The organism is Paracoccus ravus (genome assembly GCF_004522175.1).
Lineage (GTDB): Bacteria > Pseudomonadota > Alphaproteobacteria > Rhodobacterales > Rhodobacteraceae > Paracoccus > Paracoccus ravus.
The window spans coordinates 14,576-36,675 of the sequence record NZ_SDEB01000026.1; the positions used below are offsets into that span (position 1 = coordinate 14,576).

22 protein-coding genes, 1 tRNA gene and 1 pseudogene are annotated in these 22,100 nt (G+C 64.9%); 11 read left to right on the top strand and 13 right to left on the bottom strand.

Annotated elements, in window-relative coordinates:
• Positions 1-235 precede the first annotated feature (235 nt).
• Positions 236-1,097: pseudogene (locus tag ESZ60_RS16820) on the top strand (tyrosine-protein phosphatase).
• Between the two features lie 63 nt (positions 1,098-1,160).
• A complete protein-coding gene (locus ESZ60_RS16825; RefSeq protein WP_134681879.1) occupies positions 1,161-2,075 on the top strand; it encodes an autotransporter outer membrane beta-barrel domain-containing protein in 915 nt (304 codons plus the stop codon).
• A gap of 76 nt (positions 2,076-2,151) precedes the next feature.
• On the opposite strand, the gene ESZ60_RS16830 is transcribed toward ESZ60_RS16825, so the two are convergent.
• Positions 2,152-3,069 (bottom strand): LysR family transcriptional regulator, encoded by a 918-nt coding sequence (locus ESZ60_RS16830; protein ID WP_134681880.1) that lies wholly within the window; start codon positions 3,067-3,069, stop codon positions 2,152-2,154.
• Positions 3,070-3,211: 142 nt separating this feature from the next.
• Here ESZ60_RS16830 and ESZ60_RS16835 point away from each other — a divergent pair, with 142 nt between their 5' ends.
• Positions 3,212-4,045: a shikimate dehydrogenase family protein gene (locus ESZ60_RS16835; RefSeq protein WP_134681881.1), complete on the top strand. Its 834-nt coding sequence runs from the start codon at positions 3,212-3,214 to the stop codon at positions 4,043-4,045.
• Positions 4,046-4,081: 36 nt separating this feature from the next.
• Here the strand turns inward: ESZ60_RS16835 and ESZ60_RS20865 are convergent, their stop codons facing one another.
• Both ESZ60_RS20865 and ESZ60_RS16840 read right to left on the bottom strand, forming a co-directional pair.
• A complete protein-coding gene (locus ESZ60_RS20865; protein ID WP_167620201.1) occupies positions 4,082-4,255 on the bottom strand; it encodes a hypothetical protein in 174 nt (57 codons plus the stop codon).
• 69 nt (positions 4,256-4,324) lie between these two features.
• Positions 4,325-4,651 carry a hypothetical protein gene (locus ESZ60_RS16840; RefSeq protein WP_167620202.1) on the bottom strand — a complete coding sequence of 109 codons (327 nt, stop codon included), beginning with the start codon at positions 4,649-4,651 and terminating at the stop codon, positions 4,325-4,327.
• A 169-nt stretch (positions 4,652-4,820) separates the two neighbouring features.
• Between ESZ60_RS16840 and ESZ60_RS16845 the strand changes: the two genes are divergently transcribed.
• Both ESZ60_RS16845 and zapE read left to right on the top strand, forming a co-directional pair.
• Positions 4,821-6,128, top strand: a complete 1,308-nt coding sequence (locus ESZ60_RS16845) for an MFS transporter (RefSeq protein ID WP_245155747.1) — start codon at positions 4,821-4,823, stop codon at positions 6,126-6,128.
• A gap of 63 nt (positions 6,129-6,191) precedes the next feature.
• Positions 6,192-7,295, top strand: a complete 1,104-nt coding sequence (gene zapE, locus ESZ60_RS16850) for a cell division protein ZapE (protein ID WP_134681884.1) — start codon at positions 6,192-6,194, stop codon at positions 7,293-7,295.
• Positions 7,296-7,303: 8 nt separating this feature from the next.
• Here the strand turns inward: zapE and ESZ60_RS16855 are convergent, their stop codons facing one another.
• The 3 genes from ESZ60_RS16855 to accD all read right to left on the bottom strand — a co-directional run bounded on the left by ESZ60_RS16855 (position 7,304) and on the right by accD (position 10,768).
• Positions 7,304-8,215, bottom strand: coding sequence for a Hint domain-containing protein (locus ESZ60_RS16855; protein ID WP_134681885.1), 912 nt, complete (start codon positions 8,213-8,215; stop codon positions 7,304-7,306).
• 294 nt (positions 8,216-8,509) lie between these two features.
• Positions 8,510-9,778 carry a bifunctional folylpolyglutamate synthase/dihydrofolate synthase gene (locus tag ESZ60_RS16860; RefSeq protein ID WP_134681886.1) on the bottom strand — a complete coding sequence of 423 codons (1,269 nt, stop codon included), beginning with the start codon at positions 9,776-9,778 and terminating at the stop codon, positions 8,510-8,512.
• 12 nt (positions 9,779-9,790) lie between these two features.
• Positions 9,791-10,768, bottom strand: coding sequence for an acetyl-CoA carboxylase, carboxyltransferase subunit beta (accD, locus tag ESZ60_RS16865; protein WP_134681887.1), 978 nt, complete (start codon positions 10,766-10,768; stop codon positions 9,791-9,793).
• Positions 10,769-10,872: 104 nt separating this feature from the next.
• On the opposite strand from accD, the gene cls reads away from it, so the two are divergent.
• From cls to ESZ60_RS16885, 4 genes are all read left to right on the top strand, one after another.
• Positions 10,873-12,288, top strand: a complete 1,416-nt coding sequence (gene cls / locus ESZ60_RS16870; RefSeq protein WP_245155748.1) for a cardiolipin synthase — start codon at positions 10,873-10,875, stop codon at positions 12,286-12,288.
• 10 nt (positions 12,289-12,298) lie between these two features.
• The gene (locus ESZ60_RS16875; RefSeq protein ID WP_134681889.1) at positions 12,299-12,622 is read left to right on the top strand and encodes a 4a-hydroxytetrahydrobiopterin dehydratase; all 324 of its coding nucleotides are present in this window, start codon (positions 12,299-12,301) and stop codon (positions 12,620-12,622) included.
• A 94-nt stretch (positions 12,623-12,716) separates the two neighbouring features.
• Positions 12,717-13,502 carry a DUF6478 family protein gene (locus ESZ60_RS16880; protein ID WP_134681890.1) on the top strand — a complete coding sequence of 262 codons (786 nt, stop codon included), beginning with the start codon at positions 12,717-12,719 and terminating at the stop codon, positions 13,500-13,502.
• A 10-nt stretch (positions 13,503-13,512) separates the two neighbouring features.
• Entirely contained in the window at positions 13,513-13,899 is a 387-nt protein-coding gene (locus tag ESZ60_RS16885; protein WP_134681891.1) for a hypothetical protein, read from the top strand.
• On the opposite strand, the gene ESZ60_RS16890 is transcribed toward ESZ60_RS16885, so the two are convergent.
• Both ESZ60_RS16890 and ESZ60_RS16895 read right to left on the bottom strand, forming a co-directional pair.
• Complete coding sequence (locus tag ESZ60_RS16890; protein WP_134681892.1) at positions 13,896-14,615, bottom strand: GNAT family N-acetyltransferase; 720 nt, start codon at positions 14,613-14,615, stop codon at positions 13,896-13,898. The two genes, ESZ60_RS16885 and ESZ60_RS16890, sit on opposite strands and share 4 nt — an antisense overlap.
• Positions 14,612-15,352, bottom strand: a complete 741-nt coding sequence (locus tag ESZ60_RS16895; RefSeq protein ID WP_134681893.1) for a competence/damage-inducible protein A — start codon at positions 15,350-15,352, stop codon at positions 14,612-14,614. Before ESZ60_RS16895 ends, ESZ60_RS16890 begins: the two co-directional genes overlap by 4 nt.
• 111 nt (positions 15,353-15,463) lie before the next feature.
• Between ESZ60_RS16895 and map the strand changes: the two genes are divergently transcribed.
• Positions 15,464-16,267: a type I methionyl aminopeptidase gene (gene map / locus ESZ60_RS16900; RefSeq protein WP_134681894.1), complete on the top strand. Its 804-nt coding sequence runs from the start codon at positions 15,464-15,466 to the stop codon at positions 16,265-16,267.
• A 37-nt stretch (positions 16,268-16,304) separates the two neighbouring features.
• Here map and ESZ60_RS16905 read toward each other — a convergent pair whose 3' ends face one another.
• A complete protein-coding gene (locus ESZ60_RS16905) occupies positions 16,305-17,324 on the bottom strand; it encodes a LacI family DNA-binding transcriptional regulator (RefSeq protein ID WP_134681895.1) in 1,020 nt (339 codons plus the stop codon).
• A gap of 95 nt (positions 17,325-17,419) precedes the next feature.
• Between ESZ60_RS16905 and ESZ60_RS16910 the strand changes: the two genes are divergently transcribed.
• A tRNA-Arg gene (locus ESZ60_RS16910) sits at positions 17,420-17,496 on the top strand.
• A 1-nt stretch (position 17,497) separates the two neighbouring features.
• On the opposite strand, the gene chrA is transcribed toward ESZ60_RS16910, so the two are convergent.
• From chrA to ESZ60_RS16930, 4 genes are all read right to left on the bottom strand, one after another.
• A complete protein-coding gene (gene chrA / locus ESZ60_RS16915) occupies positions 17,498-18,916 on the bottom strand; it encodes a chromate efflux transporter (protein WP_134681896.1) in 1,419 nt (472 codons plus the stop codon).
• A gap of 154 nt (positions 18,917-19,070) precedes the next feature.
• Positions 19,071-19,622 carry a hypothetical protein gene (locus tag ESZ60_RS21115; RefSeq protein WP_209021339.1) on the bottom strand — a complete coding sequence of 184 codons (552 nt, stop codon included), beginning with the start codon at positions 19,620-19,622 and terminating at the stop codon, positions 19,071-19,073.
• Positions 19,623-19,750: 128 nt separating this feature from the next.
• Positions 19,751-20,758, bottom strand: coding sequence for a GlxA family transcriptional regulator (locus tag ESZ60_RS16925; protein ID WP_134681897.1), 1,008 nt, complete (start codon positions 20,756-20,758; stop codon positions 19,751-19,753).
• A gap of 63 nt (positions 20,759-20,821) precedes the next feature.
• Positions 20,822-22,093 (bottom strand): AI-2E family transporter, encoded by a 1,272-nt coding sequence (locus ESZ60_RS16930; RefSeq protein WP_134681915.1) that lies wholly within the window; start codon positions 22,091-22,093, stop codon positions 20,822-20,824.
• Between the last annotated feature and the right edge of the window lie 7 nt (positions 22,094-22,100).

Sequence of the window (22,100 nt, forward strand, 5' to 3'; positions counted from 1 at the left end):
TCAACGGCTTGCGCGGGTTTTCTTGTCTTTTATCCCGGCTTCCCGCCGCTGCGAAGAAAAGGCGAAATTTCACAAAAGAGTCATGCCGCAGTGATTGGCTGTTACCGACAGGCCGTTATCCCGCCTTCCGGAATATTCCTGCGCCAGCAGGACAAGACTGGAGATTTTAGTTTATTGGACGACCTGAAGAATTCCGTGTCCGCGACTGCCGTCGCGCTGGCACTTTTTTATGCGAATGCCGCGTTTGCGGATCCCATCAATACCCCGGCTGGCTTCTGCCGACAATTTCCGCGACATTGCCGGCACGAGTTCGGCCTATAGCACGGCCAAGTACGGGACCATGCGCACGGGCGTTTTCTATCGCTCGAATGCGCTGGGCCCTCTCGGACGAGGATCACGCCACAGTCGAGGCGCTCGGCATCAGCGATGTCTATGACCTGAGCTCTACCAGCGAGATTGCATCTGTTCCGGATCGCGTTGCCGCCGGCGCAAGCTGGCACAATGTCAATATCATGGGCGATGACGCCACCCATTTCACCCTGACCAGCGCCGAGGTCTCGCGCGCGATGATGCAGGAAGCCGAGCGCTCTTTCGTCAATGACGGCGCCATCCAGAATCGGTTCGCGACGCTTCTGAACGGGCTGGCCGCGGCCGATGACGCGGCATTGTTCCAGCGCACCGCCGGCAAGGACCGCACCGGCTGGACCGCCGCCGTGCTGCAGGGCATTGCATGCGTCAGCAATGCCGACATCATGGCGGACTATCTCGCGACGAACGACTATACCGCCGAGCGCGTCGCCGCGACCTATGACGATTACGCGGCGAGTTATGGTGCCGCCTTTGCCGATGCGATGGAGCCCCTTCTGGGGGGCGAGGCAAGCTACCTGCAGGCCGGGCTTGACGAGGTCGCGGCGAAATTCGGCTCGATGGAGAACTACGTTCTCGACGGGCTCGGGCTATCGCGGGAAACGCTGTATGTCCTGCGCGGCAAGATGGTGCGCTACCAACTTCCCGGTCAGCAGGACCTGACGGGCAACGCCGCGGCCGGTGCGCAATTTCTGAGCGATTTGCAGGATAGCTATTTGTCGGGGGCCTAAACCGATCACAATTACTACCGCCAGTCCACGATCGATGCCGGCACGCTCGGCGGAGTCGAGGCCATGGTGGGCGGCCAGGTCCATGCCGATGCGGCCACTTCGCTGCTGCGACAGGTTTCGCTGGTCGAATACGCGGTTCCCCGTGTGTCGGGCCGGGGTGACGAGAACGGCCAGCAGCGGGTCTGGACCACGGCCATGACCTTTGACGAGGACATCGATGCCCGCTCGGGAATCGCGGGCAGCAAGAGCGATGCGGACGGCTTCATGATGGGCGTGACCCGCCGCTTCGACGATCAACTGCTGGGCTATCTCGCCGGGGGAACGCTGAACGGTTCGACGGCATCTGCGGATGGCGTGGTGGATACCGATCAGGTCTTTGTCACGCTGGGCGGCCGCTTTGGCCTTCACAGCCTGGACCAGGGCATGTTCGTCGCCGCGAACCTGACTGCGGCGCCGTTCGATTACGAAAGCCGCCGCCAGATCGGCGCGGGCTTGGGCGGTGCCCAGGGCAATGCAGATGGCAATCTTTTCGGGGCGAGCGTGAAGCTCGGCTATGATCACGTCACCGCGGATTACCGTGTGACGCCGACCGTGGGGATGCGGTTGAGCCATCTCAAGCGCGAAGCCGTTGCCGAAACCGGCAGCGAGCTTGCCCTTGCCGTCGATGAACTGGACGAGCACCGCAGCGATCTGCTGCCGAGGCTCGGGGTCGAGGCCAAGCCCGCGCAACTGGGCAACTGGACCGTCGCGCCGGCCCTGAGCATCGCCTATGAGCATGCGCTGGACGGGGCGGATACGACAAGCCGCGGCTTCATCGAGGGCGTCTCGATCGACCAGATCTCGGTTTTTGACAATGCGGATGTGTTCCGTGTCGGGGCCTCGATCAGCGCCAAGCTGGACCGCCTGACGATCTCGGCCTCGGGAAGCAATCAGGACGAGAACGCTGCCGGGATGATCTCGGCCAGCTACGCATTCTGATCCGAAAACTCTCGGCGGGCCTGGAAAGGGCCCGCCTGCGCCATGCCGCAGCGATCTGGCGCAGGCGTGGGGCGGCCTAGCTGTCCCAATTGCTGCGCGCGGTCGCGGCAGCCATTTCACGGCGGAATTGCGCGATGGTCAGTTCGGCGAAACTTGAAAGCGGGCGACCCTTGCGCGTGACGACCCAGGCCGTGATGCCTGCCTTTTCCACCAGCGGACGCCGCGTGAGGCCGGGCATATAGACCTCTGCCACGGAAAACTCGTCGATCAGGGCGACGCCCAGCCCATGCCGAACTAGGCTGACGACCGTCTGCGCGAAGCGGCCGCGCATGGCATAGCGGGGCACCACCCCGGCATCCGAGAAAGGTCGCGCCAAGGCCGCGCCATAGGGATCGTCGGGATCGACGCCGATGAAATCCTCGCCCTCGAGGTCATGGATCGAGATCGCCTTCTGCCCTGCCAAGCGGTGCCCGTCGGGGACGATGACCATCAGCCGACCCGTGGCCAGCGGCTCGCTGCTGAGCGCCGGGTTGCTGACCGCCGAACTCATCACCACGAATTCACCGCGATCGAGCAGCAGATAATCGGTGGTCTCTTCGATCTTGAGGATGTTCAGGTCCACGAACAGGTCGGGAAAGCGCGCCCGGACGCCCCGGATCACCCGCGCGGCGATGAATTGCGCGATCGAGGGCGCCGAGGCGAAGGACAGCCGCACATCCTCGCCCTTGCGCAGCGCCTGCACGGCATTGTTGAGGTTCTCCATCTGCCGATGCACCTGATGGATCATCTGAAAGATCGAGGCGGCCTCGGCCGAGGGCACGAACAGCCCGCCCTTGCGGTCGAAGAGCCGGATGCCCAGCGATTCCTCGGTATATTTCACCAGCCGCGAGATGCCGGGGGCCGAGACATTGAGCAGCGCCGCCGCGCCCTGGATCGTGCCCGCCATCATCACGGCGCGGATGACCTCGACCTGCCTGATGGTCAGCTGGCTCATGGCTTGGCTCTCCCTTGTGGTAAGGGTGGATTAACACGATGTTATATCCGGGCGAAGATTGATATTTGACGTAAAGGCGACCTGCTGCCATCTGCATGGGGCGCGGCAGACCCGCGCGACGAATGCAGAACCGAGGCAGGACATGATCCGCGGAACGACAAAGCTGATTGCGCATCTGGGCTATCCGACCAGCACCTTCAAGGCGCCGATGATCTACAACCCGTGGTTCGAGCATCGCGGCATCGACGCGGTGGTCATGCCGATGGGCTGCAAGGCCGAGGATTACGCGGCCTTCCTGCCACTCTTGTTCCGCCTCTCGAATATTCACGGCGCGCTGGTCACCATGCCGCATAAGGTGGCGACGGTGGATCTGGCCGACCGCGTCTCGGTCACGGCGCGGATCGCGGGCTCGGCCAATGCGCTGCGCCTCGCCGAAGACGGGCTGATCGAGGCCGATATGTTCGACGGCGAAGGCTTTGTCGCGGGCGTGCTGGGCAAGGGGCAGGCGCTCGCGGGGCGCGCCGCGCTGGTCGTGGGCTGTGGCGGGGTGGGTTGCGCCATCGCGGCCTCGCTGGCCAAGGCGGGCGTGGCGCGGATCGCGCTTTTCGACCCCCATGCGGCAAGCGCCGAGGCGCTGGGGGGCCGGCTCGTCGAGGCCTATCCGTCGCTGGCGGTCTCGACCGGTTCCAACGATCCGGCCGGTTTCGATCTGGTGGTCAATGCCTCGCCTTTGGGGATGAATGCGGCGGATCCGCTGCCGATGGATGTCGCGCGCATCGATCCCGCGACTTTCGTGGGCGAGGTGGTGATGAAATCCGAGATGACGCCGTTTCTGGCTACCGCCGCCGAACGCGGCTGCCGTTATCAGGTGGGCACGGACATGCTGTTCGAACAGATCCCGGCCTATCTGGACTTCTTCGGCTTCGGGCGTCCCTCGGTCGCGGAACTGCGCGAGCATGCCGCGATCAGCTATTGAACATCAAGACGGGCGGCCCAATGGGCCGCCCTTTCCTTAGCCCAGAAGCTGTCCCAGCAATCCGACGAGGGCGAAGCCCCCAAGCATCAGCGCCCAATGCAGCGCCACCGAGGCGCGGCTGCGATGCTCGGTCGTCTGTCTGCGCGGAGCGCTGTCCATGGGGGCGGGGGCCGCTTCCGGTGGCGGCACGACATGTGGTTCGAAATCCATCTGCTATCCTTTGGAATAGGTCAAAACGCCCGCGTTTCCACGTGAAACGCGCGGCAGGCTTTGCGACCGTCAGGACAGAGGGGGCGCGCGGGCTCGTGCCGGGGGTGGGCTGCGCGCACCGGGCTGGATCGGGTTCGTCCCGCTCAGAATGAGGATCGCGGGCGCGGCCGGAGGGGGCGCTCCCGGCTGGTGCGGCAGGTCGACATCGGGCGTTGCCCGGGCCTGCACGGCATCGCTGCGCGAGACGATCTGGCGGGTTTCGTGGCCGGTCAGCACTGAGTGCAGCAAAGTCAGATGGACGAAATCGGCCTTGCCATCTGGGGCCTGCGGTCCCGGCATGGCCGCCATCAGCACCACGGCAAAGGCGATCAGCCACGCCCGGACCGGGTGCGGCATCCTCTGCGCAATGGGCTGGATCGCGGGCTGCATGACGTTGGTTTGGCCCGGATCCGGCCGTCAGGCAAGACATGGCTTGGCTGCGTGCACTGCTGCGGTGGCATCGCCCGCGAAGTTGTGAACATATGCCGCCAAATTTCCGATTCGGAATTTGGGGGACAATATGAGCATGACGGTCGACGACGCCCTGACGCAGGGCGGGGCAGGACGGTTCCAGAGGCGGCTGCTCGGGATCTTTGGACTGGTCTGGGCGGCGGATGCAATGCAGGTGCTGGCGATCGGCTTCACCGCGGCCTCGATCGCGGGAAGTTTCGGCCTGACCGTGCCGCAGGCCCTGCAGACCGGGACGCTGTTCTTCCTGGGCATGTTCGCGGGCGCGACCCTGTTCGGGCGCATCGCGGACCGGATCGGGCGGCGCAATGTGCTGCTCCTGACAGTGCTTTGCGACGCGGTCTTCGGCATGGCCTCGGCCTTTGCGCAGGATTTCACCGTGCTCTTGGCGTTGCGCTTCCTGACCGGCATGGCGGTTGGTGGCACGCTGCCGGTGGATTATGCGCTGATGGCCGAGTTCCTGCCGCCGCGCAATCGCGGCCGCTGGCTGGTCTGGCTCGAAGGCTTCTGGGCCATTGGCACCATCGTCATCGCACTCACCGCCTGGATCGCGCATCTGGCCGGAGCCGCCGAGGCCTGGCGCTGGATCTTTGCCGTCGCCGCACTGCCCGCGCTGCTGGGCGTTTTCCTGCGTCTCTGGGTGCCGGAATCGCCGATGTTCCTGCTGCGCCGCGGCCAGGAGGACAAGGCGCGTGCCGTGGTCAACCGGGTGCTGGTTGGCAATGGCGCGCGCGCTCTGGCTCCCGAGGTCGCTCTGGCGGCACCGCCTGCGCCAGAGGTCGGGCAAGGCATTTTCGGCCCGGACCTGCGCAAGCGCAGCATCGCGATCTTCGCGACTTGGTTTCTGGTCTCGCTATCCTATTACGGGGTGTTTGTCTGGCTGCCCTCGCAACTCGCCAGCGGCGGTGCGGGCTTCGTGAAAAGCCACGGCTTTCTTGTGCTGCTCGCGCTCGCACAGATCCCCGGCTATGCGTTGGCCGCCCATGGCGTCGAGGCCTGGGGCCGCAAGCGGACGCTGCAGATCTTCCTGATCCTCAGCGCGATCGGCTGTGCGCTGTTCACCTTGGCAGCCACGCCGCTGATGGGGGGGCTGGCGCTTCTGCTGATGAGCTTCGCGCTTTTGGGCACATGGGGCGCGCTTTACGCCTTTACGCCCGAGCTTTACCCGACCGGGCTGCGCGCGACCGGCATGGGCACGGCCAGCGCCATGGCGCGGGTCGGCGGGCTGCTCGCGCCTTCGCTGCTGGGAAGCGTGGTGGCGCAGGGCTTCGGCATTGCCATCGGCGTCTTTGCGGGGCTGCTGGTCCTGGCCGCGATCGTCACCCTGACCATCCCTGCCGAGACCCGGAACAAGGCGATCGGCTGAGCATCACCACGGACGACGCACCGGCCCCTTGCGGGCCGGTGTTTTCTTTGGCAGGGGTCTCGCATGGCGACTGTATCCGAACTTTACGAGGGCCGCGTCCGCGCCGGCCAGCTTGCACCCGATGCCGCGCAGCGCAGCGTCCTGCCCGCGCTGGACCGGCTGGTCCGGGACCTTGCCACCCAGCCTGCGCCCGCGCCGCAGAAATCCGGCTGGCTGTCCAAGCTGGTGAAGGGCGCGGCCGCGCCGTCGCCCGCGAGCGCGAAGGGGATCTATCTGTGGGGCGGGGTCGGACGCGGGAAATCCATGCTGATGGATCTGGTCATGGAGGCCGCGCCGCTGACGCAAAAGCGCCGCGTTCATTTCCACGAATTCATGCAGGAAGTGCAGGGCGCGCTGGAAGGCGTGCGCAAGACCGGCCAGCAGGATGCCGTTCGCCCCGTCGCCCGCGCCATCGCCCAGCAGACCCGGCTGCTGTGCTTCGACGAGATGCAGATCACCGACATCGCCGATGCGATGATCGTGGGTCGGCTATTTCAGGTGCTGTTCGAAGAGGGCGTGACGGTCGTGACCACCTCGAACCGCGTCCCCGAGGACCTTTACAAGAACGGCTTGAACCGGCAGCTTTTCCTGCCCTTCATCGGGCTGCTCCGTGAGCGGATGGAGGTCATCGAACTGGCCAGCGCCACGGATCACCGGCAGAACCGGGACGAGGGCGGGCAGGTCTGGTTCTCGCCCGCCGACAGCATCGCCCATGGCCATCTTGACGCGATCTGGCGCGAAGAGACCGGCGGCGCGCCCGCCACGCCGCTTGTCCTCGAGGTCAAGGGGCGCAAGGTCGAACTGCCCCGCCATGTCGGGCGCATCGCCCGGGCCAGTTTCTGGGACCTCTGCGCCAAGCCCCTTGGCCCGGCGGATTACCTTGCCTTGGCCGAGGCGCTGGACCTGCTTTTCATCGACGGCATCCCGCGCCTCAGCCAGTCGAATTACAATGAGGCAAAGCGCTTCGTCACGCTGATCGACGCGCTTTACGAGGCCAAGGTGCGGCTGATCGCCAGCGGTGCGGACGATCCCGAACGCCTCTATGCCGAGGGCGAAGGGGCGTTCGAATTCGAGCGCACCGCTAGCCGCCTACGCGAGATGCGCGACGCGGACTGGGGTCGCGGCTGACCATCGGGTCATTTCACGACCGCGGCGCGGGCAAGGATCTCGCGATAATCCTTGTGCTTGATGAAGGGGCGGGCGGGTTCCATCGGATTTTTGCCGCTGGCCAGATCGGGAAAGGCCGCGAAGAGGGTGAGCCGCTGCGTTGCGGTCAAGGCGCGCACCGCCATCTTGCCGCAGAAGAACGACTCCATCGGCGCACCTTCGGCCAGCAGGATCTCGTGCCGTCCGCAGGCGAGGTGGATCAGTTCAAATGCTCCGTCAAGCGGGCGCAGACCGACCCCCGGATGTCCGGCCATCATCAGATGGCGCGCCGAGATCAGGTATTCGCCCGCCTCATCGCGCACCAGCACGCGATGCTGCGGCGAAACATCGACGTCGCGGCGGGGCAGCCCGTCTCCCAAGGCGCCTGCACGGATCCGGATCGGCCGCAGGTCGGGCGACAGGTTGAGATCCTGTGCCGTGACCGAAGAGGCGCCTTTCCAGACGAGTGGCTGCGCCCCGTGATCTCGGGTCAGGACCAGATCGCCCGCAGCCAGCGTCTCGACCGCGCGTTCGCCCGAGGGCGTCGCGATCATCGTGCCCGCGAGATAACAGATCCGCAATTCCTTGACCCCCAGCTTGTATTCGCCGTGGCTCAGGTTCTTCAGCAGCTCCTTGACATTGGTTCCGGCACTCAGCTGCAGGCGGGAGTAAAGCGTTCCATTCTTGAAATTGCCGGTGCCGTCTCCGGTCCAGAGTGCCGGAGGGGTCGTGCTTCCGGCAAGATGGCCGGGCGGGGCACCGATATGATGGATCCATTCCGCGCGATCGATGAAACCGTCACCGTTCTTGTCATCGATCTTGAGCGTGATGAGCTTTGAATCGGACTCGACGACGCTGTTCTTGATGACCGTCACGTAAAAAGTGATGTCGACTATAGGCACGCTTACCTCGCAGAAACTCGTTACACATACACACGAGGATCAGCCTATGGCCGAGGGCGCGCCCGGCAACCCGAGCTGCGCGCTAATTGCCTAATTCTGAACAAAAAGACAGTTAATTTTCCGCGAATCTCCGACGCGAACACGCTCAGCGGTGGAGATACACACCCCCGGAGTTGCGTGGTCCGGAAGGGCATTCACCCAAAGGTGGTTCAGCCGGCAGACGAAGGGCGGGTGCCGTCTGCAATCGCCGCGAATCGCCCGGCGAGCCGGAGGCAGTTACCCCGTGGTCGGATCTCAGCCGTTTTCGCGCAGCACGACGCCCGCGAGATAAAGCGAGCCGCAGATCAGGATCCGCGAGCCGGGTTCCTCCAGCGCGATGCGGCGCACGGCGTCCAGCACATCGGGCGCAGTGGTCGCGGCGATCCCGCAAGCGGCGGCGACAGTCTCGGTTTCCACGGCCGAAAGCGTGGCGTCGGCCTCGGGGATTGGTACGGCGATCAGGCTGCGGATCTGCGGGGCGAGGGGACGCATGTAGCCCTCGACATCCTTGGTGTTCAGCATCCCGCAGACCAGATGCGTCGGGCGTGGTGGCATCGCGGCCAGCGTCGCGGCGAGCGCTTCGCCACCGGCGGGATTATGGCCGCCATCCAGCCAAAGTTCGCAATCAGCCGCCGCCTCGGTCAGCGGACCCGAGGTCAGGCGCTGCATCCGCGCGGGCCATTCGGCGCGGGTGACGGCAGCCTCGGCGGCACTCTCGCCAAAACCCAGAGCGCGCAGGGCGGCGATGGCCGTGCCCGCATTCTGGATCTGATGCGGGCCGGGCAGGTTCGGCAAGGGCAGGTCCAGAAGGCCCTGCTCGTCGAAATAGACCAGCCGCCCATGCTCGCAATAGCTGTCCCAATCCTGACGCGCGATGCGCAGGGGGGCGTTCAGAGCCTCGGCGCGGGTCTCGATGACCTCGCGGCCTTCGGGGGCCTGCGGGCCGACGATGCAGGGCACGCCCTGCTTGATGATCCCGGCCTTTTCACCGGCGATCTCTGGCAGGGTCTCGCCCAGGAATTGCGTGTGGTCGATGCTGACCGGGGTGATGACCGTCAGCGCCGGATGGTCGATCACATTGGTCGCGTCCAACCGTCCTCCAAGGCCGACCTCGAGCAGCGTGTAATCCGCCGGGACCCGTGAGAAGGCGAGGAAGGCCGCTGCCGTGGTGATTTCGAAGAAGGTGATCGGCTGGCCGCCATTCGCGGCCTCGCATTCCTCGAGGATCGCGGCCAATTCGCTTTCGCCGATCAACTCGCCCGCGAGGCGGATGCGCTCGTGGAAATGCGCGAGATGCGGCGAGGTATAGGCGTGGACGCGCTTGCCCGCGGCCTCAAGGCCCGCGCGGATCATCGCCTGGGTCGAGCCTTTGCCATTGGTGCCGGCGATATGGATCACCGGGGGGATGCGGCGCTCGGGGTTACCCAGTGCCGCGAGGATGCGCTCCATCCGGTCGAGGGACAGGTCGATGACCTTGGGATGCAATTGCATCAGGCGCGACAGGATGGCATCCGACGTGGTCATGGCGCTGCCCGATCAGGCCGGGGTCTTGGCGTCAGTGGCGGCGGGCGCACCTGCGGCCGCTACGGCACCCATCTCGGGCGCCGCCTCGGAGGCAGCCGGAGCGATATTGCCCGGTGCGGGCAGGTCGGCGGCGATCGGCGCGGGCTGGCGCATCACCATGCGCAGGATCGAGATCAGCTCTTCGCGCATCTTCTTGCGATGGGTCACGCGGTCGAGCATGCCGTGATCGAGCAGGTATTCGGCGCGCTGGAAGCCCTCGGGCAGTTTCTCGCGGATGGTCTGCTCGATGACGCGGGGACCGGCGAAGCAGATCAGCGCATTGGGTTCGGCGATCTGGATATCGCCCAGCATCGCGTAGCTCGCGGTCACGCCGCCGGTCGTCGGATGGGTCAGCACGACGATATAGGGCAGCTTGGCTTCCTTGAGCATCTGCACCGCGACCGTGGTGCGCGGCATCTGCATCAGCGACAGGATGCCTTCCTGCATCCGCGCGCCACCGGCGGCCGAGAACAGCACCAGCGGGCGTTTCAGCTTCACCGCACGTTCGGCGGCGGCGATGATCGCATTGCCGACATACATGCCCATCGAGCCGCCCATGAACGAGAAATCCTGCGCCGCCATGACGACGGGAGTGCGGCCCATCTCGCCCTCGGCGACCAGCATGGCCTCTTTCTCGGCGGTGGATTTCTGCGCGGCCTTCATCCGGTCGGGATATTTCTTCTGGTCGCGGAATTGCAGCGGGTCGGCGACCGGCTCGGGAACCTTGACCTCATTGAAGACGCCACCATCGAACAGCGCGGCAAAGCGCTCGCGCGGCGTGATCGCAAGGTGATGGTCGCAATGGGTGCAGACATTCAGATTGTCCGCGAGTTCCCGGTGAAACAGCATGTTTCCGCATTCCGGGCATTTCGTCCACAGGTTCTCGGGCACTTCCCGGCGCGAGAACAGCGAATTGATGCGCGGACGCACGTAGTTGGTGATCCAGTTCATCCGAGAAGTCCCCTTGCGCAGCGTTCCAGCCGTCCACTTAGGCAAATGGAGGCGGAATTGCAATTCCGCGCGCCGCGGGCTTTGATGCGCGGATGTGGACCCAGATGTTTGTGTTCATTCACTATGCAGTCGCGCTGGCGGTCTCCGTCCGCGTGCTTTTGCGTCCGCGTCTGGAGCCAAGCGTCCGCCTGTCATGGATTCTGGTCATCGAACTGGTGCCCTTGCTGGGGATCCTCGCCTATGTGCTTTTCGGCGAGATCCGGACACGCGGCGCAGAGGTCGAACATCTCGCCAATGTCCGCTCGCGGCTTTCCGGGCTCTGGCGGCCGATTCCGGGGCGCGTGCGCGAGCCGCCCGAATTCGCGGCACCGCTCATTGCGGCGAATCGGGCGACGACGGGGTTCAGCGCCATCGGCGGCAATCGCGCCGATCTTCTGGCCGAGGATGACAGCGCCATTGCCGATCTGGTGCGGGCGATGGATGAAGCCGATATCCATATCCATCTGCTCTTCTATATCTGGCTCGACGATTCTGCTGGGCGGTCGGTGGCGCAGGCCGCAATCCGCGCGGCGCGGCGCGGCGTCACGGTCCGGGCGGTGATCGACGCGTTTGGCTCGCGCGCCTTCAGCTATTCCGAAAGCTGGCGGCAGATGCGCGAGGCCGGGGTGGAATGTGTCGAGGCCCTGCCTCTGGGCCTGCCGATCATCGGCAATCTGCTGCAACGGATGGATGTGCGCAATCACCGCAAGATCGTGGTGATCGACCACCGCATCGGATTTACCGGCAGCCGCAATTGCGCGGATCGTGCATTCGCGGTGAAGCCGCGCTTCGCGCCATGGATCGACGTGCTTTTGCGCATCGAAGGCCCCGTGGTGCGGCATATGCAGGCGGTCTTTCTGCAGGACTGGATGAGCTATCGCGGCGAGGATCTGGGCGAGATGCTTCAGGTCATCCCGGAAGCCTTCGAGCAGGGGCAGATCGCGCAGGTCGTCGCCACGGGCCCGGACGATCGTCAGGGGACGCTGTCCGATTGCATGGCCACGATGATCCATGCGGCCCGCGCGCGCCTTGTCATCACGACCCCCTATTACGTCCCCGACAGTTCGCTTGATTCGGCGATTCGCACGGCGGCGCGGCGGGGGGTGGATGTGACCGTGATCCTGCCGGCACGAAACGACTCGCTTGTGGTTCAGGCCACATCCGAAGGGTTCTATTACGGGCTGGTTTCGGCCGGGGTGAAGCTGATGCTCTACCGAGGCGGGCTCTTGCACTCCAAGATCATCACCGCCGACGGGCGCATGGCGATGATCGGCAGCGCGAACATGGACCGCCGCAGTTTCGAGCTGAACTACGAGATGAACATGCTGTTCGTGGATGGCGAACTGACCGCCAAGCTGGATGCCCGGCAGGAAGGCTATATCACGCGTTCCGAAACCATTACCCTTGGCGAGATCCGGGCGTGGTCGCTGTGGCGGCGGCTGCGCAACAACCTGCTGGCGCTGGCCGCGCCGATCCTGTGAGGCAAGCAAGATGAGCCGATTGGTGGAACAGAAGGTGGTGCAGGGCGCAGGCGCGCTCACGCCCGAGGAGATCGCGACGCATCTGCCGGACTTGCCCGGATGGGTACTGGCCGAGGACAGCAAGTCGATCCGGCGCGAATGGCGCATGCGCAATTTCCGGCAAGCCGCTGCGCTGGCCAATCTTGTCGCATGGCAGGCCGAGGATGCGAACCATCATCCCGACATCCTGTTCGGTTGGGGGCATGTTCGTGTCACCTTTGCCACCCATTCCGCAAATTCTGTGACATTGAATGACCTGATCATGGCAGCTCGGATCAATCGCGCAATTGGCTGAACCTGACCTCTTGCCCCGAAGCGCCTGCGGTCTTACGAATTTTCCAACATGGATCAATAGATTTTAATCACCTCCACCAACACGGGGTAGGGATATGGCGGTCCGTCCGCGGCAATGGATTGAAAGGCAGGCGCGCCAGAGGGTGCTGCTGCAATGGGCCGAAATGGCCGAGAGCGTCGAATTCATGCCGCCAAAGCGCATCCGGCGTCTTTCGGACGAGGCCATGGCCCTGCGGGCCAGCCTCAATCGTTTCCTGATGCGGGGGGACCGGCGTGCGGCCGCATCGCGGGTCGCACTCGATGCGCTGCATCTGCCGGGGGGAACGGACTGGCGCTGGCGGCCGGGGTTTCTCGCCGGGCCGATCTCGCCGCGGGGGATCGCGCGTCCGGCCTCGGGGACGCGCCTGGGGGACCGGGCGGCGCTCTGGCATGATTGCGAGGGCCACGCGATGATCCTCGAGCAGATCACCAATCCCCGCGCCACGGATCTCTCGCCCTATGGTCTGCAACTTGAGGTCTTTGGCTTTTCGGGCAGTTTCCTGTCGATCTCGATCGACCTGCCGACCGAGGCGCTCGACGGGCTCACGCGCAATCACATTGTCCGGCTCGAGGCGTCGCTGGTCGTCGAGCGCCCGCTGACCGTCTATGCGCGGCTCAATATCGGCCACGGCCCCAATAGCGACGAATTGCTTCAACCGCTGCATGGGATCGAGGCCGGGCTGCAAAGCCAGCAGATCGTCGAGTTCGACCTTGCTCTGATCGATATGAACGAACAGCGGCTTGAAAAGATCTGGCTCGACCTGATCTTCGAGCGGCCCGAGATGAATGCGGTCGAGATCCGCGAGCTTTTCCTATCCCGCCATCCGCGGGCCGAATTCTGAGGGGCATGACATGGAACAGTTCGAGTCGCTTGGCCTGAAAAGCGGGATCTGGCAGGGGCTTCTTCGGCGCGACACGGCCCCGGCCCGCATTGTCCTGGTCCATCTGGGCGCACGTCTGGCCGAGGCCCGCGTCACTGCGCAGGAGGACGGGCTCTGGCGCGTGGCGGTCGGCATTCCCTCGCAGAAACTCTCGGACGGGCTGCAAAGCTTTCTGTTGCTCGAGGACGAGGGCAAGGAGGGCGATCCCGTCGCGCCCGATGCCGCCCATCTCGGCAGCATGAATATCGTGGCCGGCAAGCCGCTGGACGAGGATCTGCTGGCCGAGTTGAATCTGATGCGCAATGAACTGGACCTGCTCAAGCGCGAATTTCGCAGGCTCGCCGCCGCGCGCGATTAATCCTTGGCCCAGTAGCCGTATCCGCCGATCTCGCGAAAACCCAGCATGTCATAGCTGGCCCTTGCGCCGGTATTGGCGCGGCTGACCGCCAGGCCAAGGCGGGTCGCGCCGTGACCGGCGGCCCATTCCGCAGCGCGGGCGATCAGCCAGCCGGCCATGCCTCGGCGACGGAATTGCGGCGCGACCTCGATCGCGTGGATCATCGCGACCTCGCCATCCACCGCGACAAAGGCTGCGGCCGCCGCGCGGTCATCTATCCGGCCCAGGAGCGTCGTGCGGGGCAGGGCGATGCGATCCATCACCGCCTGCCGCGCCCCCGAGATATTGCCCGCAGCCCAGATGTCGCGCTGGATCTGCAGCGCCGGCCAGATCGCAAACGTGGTCATGGCCGGATAGGCCCGCACCAGCGCCGCAGATTCCGCGGCCATGATCGCGGTCGGTGTCTCGCGACGGTAGCCGCGCGCGGTCAAGGCCTCGGAAAGGCGCTGGTCGCTGTCGGGCAGGCGGAACATGGGCCGCTGGTCCCAGTCTCGGTGCCGTGCCTCGGCCATCGCGATATCCTCAGCGCTCCAGTCAGGCGACAGGGCGCGTGTCGAACTGACCCGTCCGCCCGCGCCAAGCCCCCGGCCACTGCGCAGCGCGCCGTGATCGGCATATTCGGCGGCAGGCCAGGTCGTCTCGAAGGCGCGGGCAAGGTCCGGATCGTCGGGTGTCACAGGTCCAGCCTTTGGCGCAGCGTCTCCATGGCCTCGGCGACGCGCGCAGGATCAAGCCCGCGCACTACAAGATTGGTTCCCCAACCGGACGGGTCGTGGAACGGGTAGGAGCCAAGCGAAAGATCCGCGAATTCCTCGGCCACGGCCTTCAGCCCCTCGGCCACGTCGCTTTCGCCGCGACGCACGAGGATGGTGTCGGACTGCACCGGACGCCCGCCGGGAATTTTCGGGATGAGCCAGGCGACCATGCCGCGAAACACTTCGGGCACACCCGCCATGACATGGGTATTGCCAAGCGAGAATCCCGGCGCGCCCGAAACCGCATTGTCGATCAGAGTGGCCCCGACCGGGATACGGGCCATGCGCAGCCGGTTTTCGGTCAGTTCAAAACCCAGCCGGTCGCAACGGGCCTGCAAAATGGCGCGAGCCTCGGGATGGATTTCGACCGTGGTACCATGCGCCTCGGCCACGGCATCGGCGGTGATATCGTCATGGGTCGGCCCGATGCCACCCGAGGTGAAGAGATGGTCATAGGCCCCGCCAAGGCTCTTGTCGAAGGCCCGGATTGCCGCCACGATCTGTTCATTGTCATCGGCCACGACGCGGATCTCGCGCAGGTCGAATCCGGTCGCCGACAGCACGCCCGCGAGGTGATGGGCATTGCCCTCGCGGGTGCGGCCCGAAAGGATTTCGTCCCCGATGACGAGGATGGCGGCGGTGGGATTGTCGGATTGCATGGGACGCTCCTCGGGCGTTCAATATCTGGGATCAATCTATAGGTCCGCCTGTAGGACTGGAACAAGTGGCGTCGCGGGACTATCTGAGGGGCAACCATGCATGAGGATAAGATGAACGACGCACGCCAGACCCGAGAGGGGATCCGTATCCATGAGCCTCAGGATTTCGAGGGCATGCGCGCGGCCGGCAGGCTTGCGGCGCAGATCCTCGACGAGGTCGGACCCCTGGTCCAGCCCGGTGCGACGACCGGGGCGCTGGATGATTTCATCCGCAACCGTGTCGAGGAAACCGGCGCGGTCAGCGCCACGATCGGCTATCGCGGCTATCAGCACGCGAGCTGCATCAGCGTGAACCATGTCGTCTGCCACGGCATTCCCGGTGACAAGATCCTGTCCGAGGGCGACATCCTGAACATCGACGTCACCGTGATCGTCGATGGCTGGTATGGCGACAGCTCGCGCATGTATGTCGCGGGCAAGCCTTCGGTGAAATCCAAGCGCCTGATCCAGGTCACCCATGACAGCCTGATGAAGGGCATCGAGGCGGTCCGCCCCGGCGCGACCTTTGGCGATATCGGCTGGGCGATCCAATCCTATGTCGAAAGCCAGCGCATGTCGGTGGTGCGCGATTTCTGCGGCCACGGTCTGGGCCGGGTGTTCCACGCGCCGCCGAACGTCCTGCATTTCGGTCGCCCCGGCAAAGGCCCGGTGCTGGAAGAGGGGATGTTCTTCACCATCGAGCCGATGGTGAACCTTGGCCGCCCCGAGACCAAGATCCTCGCCGATGACTGGACCGCCGTGACCCGCGACAAGTCACTCTCGGCGCAGTTCGAACATTCGATCGGCGTCACCGCCGATGGCTGCGAGATCTTCACGCTCTCGCCCGGCGGGCTGTTCTACCCCGATTTCGACTGAATAAGATGGGCGTGCCGAGCGGCGCGCCCGTTTTGCATCAGGGTTTGCGGATCGTGTCGCCGGGTCGGAACGTGGGCGACAGGGCAACGATGCCGTTTTCGGGCGCGGGCTCTTTACCCGAGACGATGCGTGCAGCACGGCGACCGATATCGATGCGGCGCGCATCCGTTGTGGTCAGGCGCATCGGCAGCCCGTCCAGAAGATCGACGGCATTGAAACCCGCAAGGCCCAATTGGCCCGGAATGTCATAGCCTTTCTCGAGGCACCACATCAGTCCGCCCGCGCCGATCATGTCATTCGAGAAATACAGGAAATCCAGATCCGGCTCGCGGGTCAGGATGCGCTCGGTCAGCTCGCGGCCCTTCAGAAGCGACGAGCCACCCTGGTAATATTCGCGCGCGGCGAGGGTGACGCCTGCTTCGGCCAGTCGATCCTCGAAACCGGCCAGGCGTTTGCGGGCGCGATGATCCTCGGGCATGTGGGTGCCGATGAAGCCGATGCGGCGATAGCCCGCATTCAGGATCTCGGTCGCCATCTCGGCTCCGGCGCGCTTATGCGAGATGCCGACGGCGGTATCGATCGGCTCGCCGTCGATATCCATGATCTCGACGATGGGCAGGCCCGCATTGTCGAGCATGGCCCGTGCTGTCTTGCTATGTTCAAGGCCCGCAAGAATCACCCCCGAGGGCCGCCAGGACAGCATGTCGTAAAGCACCGCATCCTCGCGCGAGGGGCTGTAATTGGTCACGCCGACCACGGGTTGCAGCCCGGTATCGTCGAGCTCGGCCGAGATCCCGCCGAGGACATCGGGGAAGACCATGTTCGAGAGCGAGGGGATCACCACCGCGACGAGGTTCACGCGCTGGCTCGCGAGCCCGCCCGCGATCTTGTTCGGGACATAGCCAAGGGTGCGGGCGGCGGTGAGGACTTTCTCGCGCGTGGCCGCCGAGACATCGCCACGGTTGCGCAGCACCCGGCTTACGGTCATTTCCGAGACGCCCGAGGCTTCGGAAACATCACGCAAGGTCAGGGGGCGACGGGGTCTTTTCATGGTCATGGCATATCCAGCGACAGTCCTGTTACCGTTATCGCGTCTGGGGTCGCGCGGCAACCTTGCCAATCTCGCGGCGAGCGGGCAAAAGGATCTGCGGCGGCCCCGTGGCTCAACTGGATAGAGCAGCCCCCTCCTAAGGGGCAGGTTACAGGTTCAAGTCCTGTCGGGGTCACCATTCATCCGAAAATCAGGCGAAACGGCTCGATGGCCTGCCACAAAACGCCAAGCCCCGCGGCGATCGCCAGCACCGGGGCCATTCCAAGCCTAAGCCCAAAGACCAGGAAAAGAGCCAAAGCGGTAAGCGCGGCCGATACCGCGTCGAATGAGGCAGCGACCGGCCATTCAAAGGACAGGGGTCCAGCCTCGATCCGGTGCAGCTCGCTCCAGATCACATGGAGCGCGAACCAGATCGCGAGGTTCAGGACAACACCCACGACGGCCGCGGTGACAGCGGTCAGTGCGGCCGAAAGCATCCGGTTCGTGCGCAGACGCTCGATGAAGGGCGCGCCAAGAAAGATCCAGGCGAAGCAGGGCGCAAAGGTCACCCAGGTCGCGAGCAAGCCGCCAAGGCTGCCGGCGAGCAAGGCGCTGTCCCATCCTGCCTGACGGAAGGCGCCAAGGAATCCGACAAATTGCAGCACCATGATGAGCGGGCCGGGCGTCGTCTCGGCCAGTCCAAGACCGTCGAGCATCTCGCCCGGGGCGAGCCAGCGATAGGTCCCGACGGCCTCTTGCGCCACATAGGCCAGCACGGCATAGGCCCCGCCAAATGTCACGACCGCCATCTTCGAGAAGAAAATCGCGATCGCGGCAAAGACATTTCCGGGCCCCAACGTCAGGGCGAGGACGGCGACCGGCAGCAGCCACAAAGCCAGAGCCACCGATCCCGCGACCAGCGCCGCGCGCCTGGCGGGTTCGGGAAGCGTGCCGAGTTCCTCTCCCAGCAGCGTGGCCGCGTCGGCGACCTGAGACGGGCCCAGAGCGCCGTGACCATTCCGTGGGGCGAATGCCGCGACCCCCGCGCGCTCGGCCAGCAGCCCGATCAGTGCCGCGCCAAGGACGATCAGAGGAAAGGGCGCTCCGAACAGGAAGATCGCGGCAAAGGAAGCTGCCGCAACGAGCCGCGTCGCGCGATTTCGCAGCGCGCGCGAGGCCAGCCGCAGGACCGCCTGCAGAACGATGGCCAGCACAGCGGCCTTTAGTCCAAAGAACGCCCCGGCGACCACGCCCAGATCGCCGAAACCGACATAGACCCAGCTCAGGACCATGATGGTGACGAGCCCGGGCAGGATAAAGAACAGACCCGCAATCAGGCCGCCCCAGGTCCGGTGCATCAGCCAGCCGATATAGGTTGCCAACTGTTGCGCCTCGGGGCCGGGCAGGAGCATGCAGAAATTCAGGGCATGAAGAAAGCGCGCATCGCCGATCCAGCGCTTTTCCTCGACAAGGATGCGATGCATCACCGCGATCTGTCCGGCCGGTCCGCCAAAGGACAAAAGCGCGATCCGCGCCCAGACCCAGGCAGCCTCGGACAGCCTGGGATAGGTTGGCGGCGCATCGGTCGGGCTCGACAGGTCCGAGATCTGTTTGCGCATCCGCTGCCTCCGAACGGTCCCTGTCAGAACCTTGCACCGTCCGGCCTGGCAGGCGGCGAGGCCGAAGATCGGGCATCCCCGCCCCTGATGTCAATCCCCGCCGCAGGATGCCTGCATCGGGTCAAGGGGCGGGACAAGTCCGCCCCTCTTTCTGTCAGCGGTTCATAAGCTGCATCAGGCTGAGGACCGACATGATCTTCTGCGTCTTGCTGTCGACCTGATAGACTTGGTTGTTGTCGGTGTAGTAATTGTAACCGCTTCCGGTTTGCAGATTGTAGCTCTGCGGGTTCAGAAGCTGGCTATAGCGGGCCGGCTCGAAGCGATCCCCGGCGCGCAGCTTGCGATCCTGCTGGCGTTTCTGGAATTCGCGCCAGCCGTCTGCGGTATAGCAGCGCGAACCATGCAGGGACATGCCGCGCGGGCATTCGGCGCGGACGACGTCGCGATCCGGCCGGCGATCATCATGGCGGCGATTGTCGTGACGGTCCCCGTGGCGGTCCCCATGGCGGTCCCCGTGACGGTCATCGTTTCGGCGGTTATCATGGCGATCGTCGTGAGGGCGGCGGTCGTGACGGCCGTGATGATCACGGTTGTCATGATGCGGAGCCGGGCCGTGGCCCGGCCTCAGCCAGGGCGGGTCGGCATAGGCCGCGGAAACGGACAGGGCCGAGATCACCAGAGCAGAGCCGATATTGCGCAAATTCATTATTGTTTTCCGAAGAAGGGGTTCGTCACCCCACCTGATTGCCCGGAGCCGCAGGTAACGGCAAGCCGACCCGCAGGCGGAAGATCGCCATTGGCAATATCTTGCCGCAAGACCCTGAAATCCCGGCGTCAAACCCGGTTCGGACGATCCTCTTCGGGGCGTGAGTTGCGCCAGATGTCGGGCGTCATCCCGGTGGTCTCGCGAAACACACGGATCAGATGGGACGCATCGCAAAAGCCGGTTTCCTCGGCGATCCGCGTCACTGTCCGGTCACGGCGCGCCAGCAGCATCCGCGCTTGGGCCAGCCTGATACGCAGCGACGCATCGGCAGGTGGTATCCCCAGATCGGCGCTGAAATGCCGTTCCAGCTTACGTCTTCCGACGCCAAGGTCACGCGCGATCCGCGCGACGGAAAGGGGCGCATTCATGTTTTGCTGCATGGCAAGCAAGGCGCGACGGACGAGGGGATCGCGCGCGCCGAGTTCCAGCGGCAGGCCGGGCTGGGGGCGGCTGCCCTCGAGCGGCTCGTCGATCATCATGATCGAAAGGCTCTTGCGGGCGGCGGCGCGACCCAGATGGCGGTCGATCAGGAATGCCGCGAGATGGGCGGCGCTGACCCCGCCCGAACAGCTGAGCCGGTCGCGATCCACCACGAAGATCTGGTCAGAGACAGGTTGCATGCGTTCGAATTCAGCCAGGAAGTCCTGATGGTGAAACCAGCTTACGCAGCAGCGATAGCCGTCCATCAGCCCCAGCCGCGCCAGAGCAAAGACGCCGGTGCAGATGCCCGCCAGCCCGACCCTCTGTGCAGCGGCCCTTTTCAGAAAAGACTCTTCCTCGGGGGATAGCCCCGGGCCACCCTCGATCAGACCGCCGACGGTGACGATATAGTCGAAGCGCCCCGGATCGCCCAACCGCGCGGCCGGCTCGACCCGCACCCCGCAAGAGGACAGGACCGGCAAGGCCCGTGCCGAGAGGACGCTCCATTGGCAGCGGATCGGACGTGATCCATCGCCTTCGTCTGCGGCCAGTCGAAGCACGTCCACGAAATTCGCAAAGGCCGAGAGCGTGAAGCGCGGCGCCAGAAGAAAGCCGATGCGCAGGCGCGGCGCGAGAGGGTCAGGAGGGTTGGACATTCAGCGCGAATCGACAGGACGACATGACGCCATCATGACATTGCGGGTCGCATGATCCAGCCCTCAATGCGGCGTGGCGGCGCGCTCTTCGGGTTCGGGTTCGGGATCATCCTCGAGCCGGGGTGGCGCTTCTCCGGCAAGAAAGTTCCCAAGCTTTTCAAGCTGGGGCACATGATCCGCAAGAACCCGCAGGACGACAAGCAGCGGCACCGCGACGATCATGCCCAGAACCGACCAGAGCCATGCCCAGAGCGCCACGGTCAGGAAGACCACGACCGTGTTCAACTGCAATTTGCGCGAGACGAAATAGGGCGTGATGAGTTGCCCCTCGATGGCGGTCAGCGCGAGATATGTCAGCGCGACCATGAAGGGGGTGAACAGGTCGTCAAAGACAAAGACCCCGACCAACGCCGCGATGATGACCCCACAGACCGCGCCGATATAGGGGATGAAGTTCAGCAGGAAACCCACCAGCCCGAAAAGGACGGGCGAGGGCATCCCCCAGGCCCACATCGCCAGACCGAGGGCAAGGCCCAGACCCGCATTGATCAATGTGATCGCGCCGAGATAGGCCCCCAGCCGGTCCTCGATCTCGCGCAGGGCGAGATAGGCCGCGCGCTTGTCGCGCAAGCGGTCAAAGCTCTGCACGATCTTCAGATAGAGCAGATCCCCCGAAGAGAGCATGAAGAACAGCAGGAACAGTGTGAAGATGATCTGGCTTGCCACGGCCGGACCCAGGTCGATGAGGCTGCTCAGCGTGGTCGACGTCTGGGGCTGGTTCACTTCGACCTCGATATGCTGATCGGGGGGCTGGGGCGCACCGGGGGCCGGGATGCTGGTCACCCTGCCGGTGACGGTTCCCATCACGTCGGGGTCGGGCTCCGCACCAGGCATGGCGGGGACGGTTTCCTTCTCCTCGGGGCTCGGAGGGACCGCACCGGCGATCTCGTCGATCTTGCGGGCGACGCGCTCGATGCCCTCGAAATTCTGCCTGATCTCGGCCATGCGGTTTTCCAGCCGCACACCGATCCGGGGCGCGTTGTCTATCACCCTTTCGATCGGCCCCGAGACCAAAAGCCCGATGACGGCCAGCGCCACCACCAGACCCAGCGACACGATGGTCGCGGTGACGCCCGGACCCAAGCCCCAGCGCTCCATCAGGCGCCGAAACGGCACGAAGACGAAGAACAGAAGAAAGGCGAGCGTGACCGGCATCAGGAAATCCCGGGCCTGTGCGACAAACCAGAAAAGCAACAGGATGAAGATCCCGATCACGGCCCAGTTCGCGACGCGTCGCGGCTCCGCCCCTTCCTCTCGCTCGAGGCGAGGAAACATATGGGGC

What these genes read in the sequence shown, in the direction of transcription:
- ESZ60_RS16845 (WP_245155747.1), top strand. Translation starts at nt 4,821, where the DNA reads ATGACGGTCGACGACGCCCTGACGCAGGGCGGGGCAGGACGGTTCCAG.
- ESZ60_RS16830 (WP_134681880.1), bottom strand. Translation starts at nt 3,069, where the DNA reads ATGAGCCAGCTGACCATCAGGCAGGTCGAGGTCATCCGCGCCGTGATG.
- chrA (WP_134681896.1), bottom strand. Translation starts at nt 18,916, where the DNA reads ATGCGCAAACAGATCTCGGACCTGTCGAGCCCGACCGATGCGCCGCCA.
- cls (WP_245155748.1), top strand. Translation starts at nt 10,873, where the DNA reads ATGTTTGTGTTCATTCACTATGCAGTCGCGCTGGCGGTCTCCGTCCGC.
- ESZ60_RS16825 (WP_134681879.1), top strand. Translation starts at nt 1,161, where the DNA reads ATGGTGGGCGGCCAGGTCCATGCCGATGCGGCCACTTCGCTGCTGCGA.
- zapE (WP_134681884.1), top strand. Translation starts at nt 6,192, where the DNA reads ATGGCGACTGTATCCGAACTTTACGAGGGCCGCGTCCGCGCCGGCCAG.
- accD (WP_134681887.1), bottom strand. Translation starts at nt 10,768, where the DNA reads ATGAACTGGATCACCAACTACGTGCGTCCGCGCATCAATTCGCTGTTC.
- ESZ60_RS16860 (WP_134681886.1), bottom strand. Translation starts at nt 9,778, where the DNA reads ATGACCACGTCGGATGCCATCCTGTCGCGCCTGATGCAATTGCATCCC.
- ESZ60_RS16885 (WP_134681891.1), top strand. Translation starts at nt 13,513, where the DNA reads ATGGAACAGTTCGAGTCGCTTGGCCTGAAAAGCGGGATCTGGCAGGGG.
- ESZ60_RS16905 (WP_134681895.1), bottom strand. Translation starts at nt 17,324, where the DNA reads ATGACCATGAAAAGACCCCGTCGCCCCCTGACCTTGCGTGATGTTTCC.
- ESZ60_RS21115 (WP_209021339.1), bottom strand. Translation starts at nt 19,622, where the DNA reads ATGAATTTGCGCAATATCGGCTCTGCTCTGGTGATCTCGGCCCTGTCC.
- map (WP_134681894.1), top strand. Translation starts at nt 15,464, where the DNA reads ATGAACGACGCACGCCAGACCCGAGAGGGGATCCGTATCCATGAGCCT.
- ESZ60_RS16895 (WP_134681893.1), bottom strand. Translation starts at nt 15,352, where the DNA reads ATGCAATCCGACAATCCCACCGCCGCCATCCTCGTCATCGGGGACGAA.
- ESZ60_RS20865 (WP_167620201.1), bottom strand. Translation starts at nt 4,255, where the DNA reads ATGGATTTCGAACCACATGTCGTGCCGCCACCGGAAGCGGCCCCCGCC.
- ESZ60_RS16930 (WP_134681915.1), bottom strand. Translation starts at nt 22,093, where the DNA reads ATGTTTCCTCGCCTCGAGCGAGAGGAAGGGGCGGAGCCGCGACGCGTC.
- ESZ60_RS16880 (WP_134681890.1), top strand. Translation starts at nt 12,717, where the DNA reads ATGGCGGTCCGTCCGCGGCAATGGATTGAAAGGCAGGCGCGCCAGAGG.
- ESZ60_RS16925 (WP_134681897.1), bottom strand. Translation starts at nt 20,758, where the DNA reads ATGTCCAACCCTCCTGACCCTCTCGCGCCGCGCCTGCGCATCGGCTTT.
- ESZ60_RS16840 (WP_167620202.1), bottom strand. Translation starts at nt 4,651, where the DNA reads ATGCCGCACCCGGTCCGGGCGTGGCTGATCGCCTTTGCCGTGGTGCTG.
- ESZ60_RS16835 (WP_134681881.1), top strand. Translation starts at nt 3,212, where the DNA reads ATGATCCGCGGAACGACAAAGCTGATTGCGCATCTGGGCTATCCGACC.
- ESZ60_RS16875 (WP_134681889.1), top strand. Translation starts at nt 12,299, where the DNA reads ATGAGCCGATTGGTGGAACAGAAGGTGGTGCAGGGCGCAGGCGCGCTC.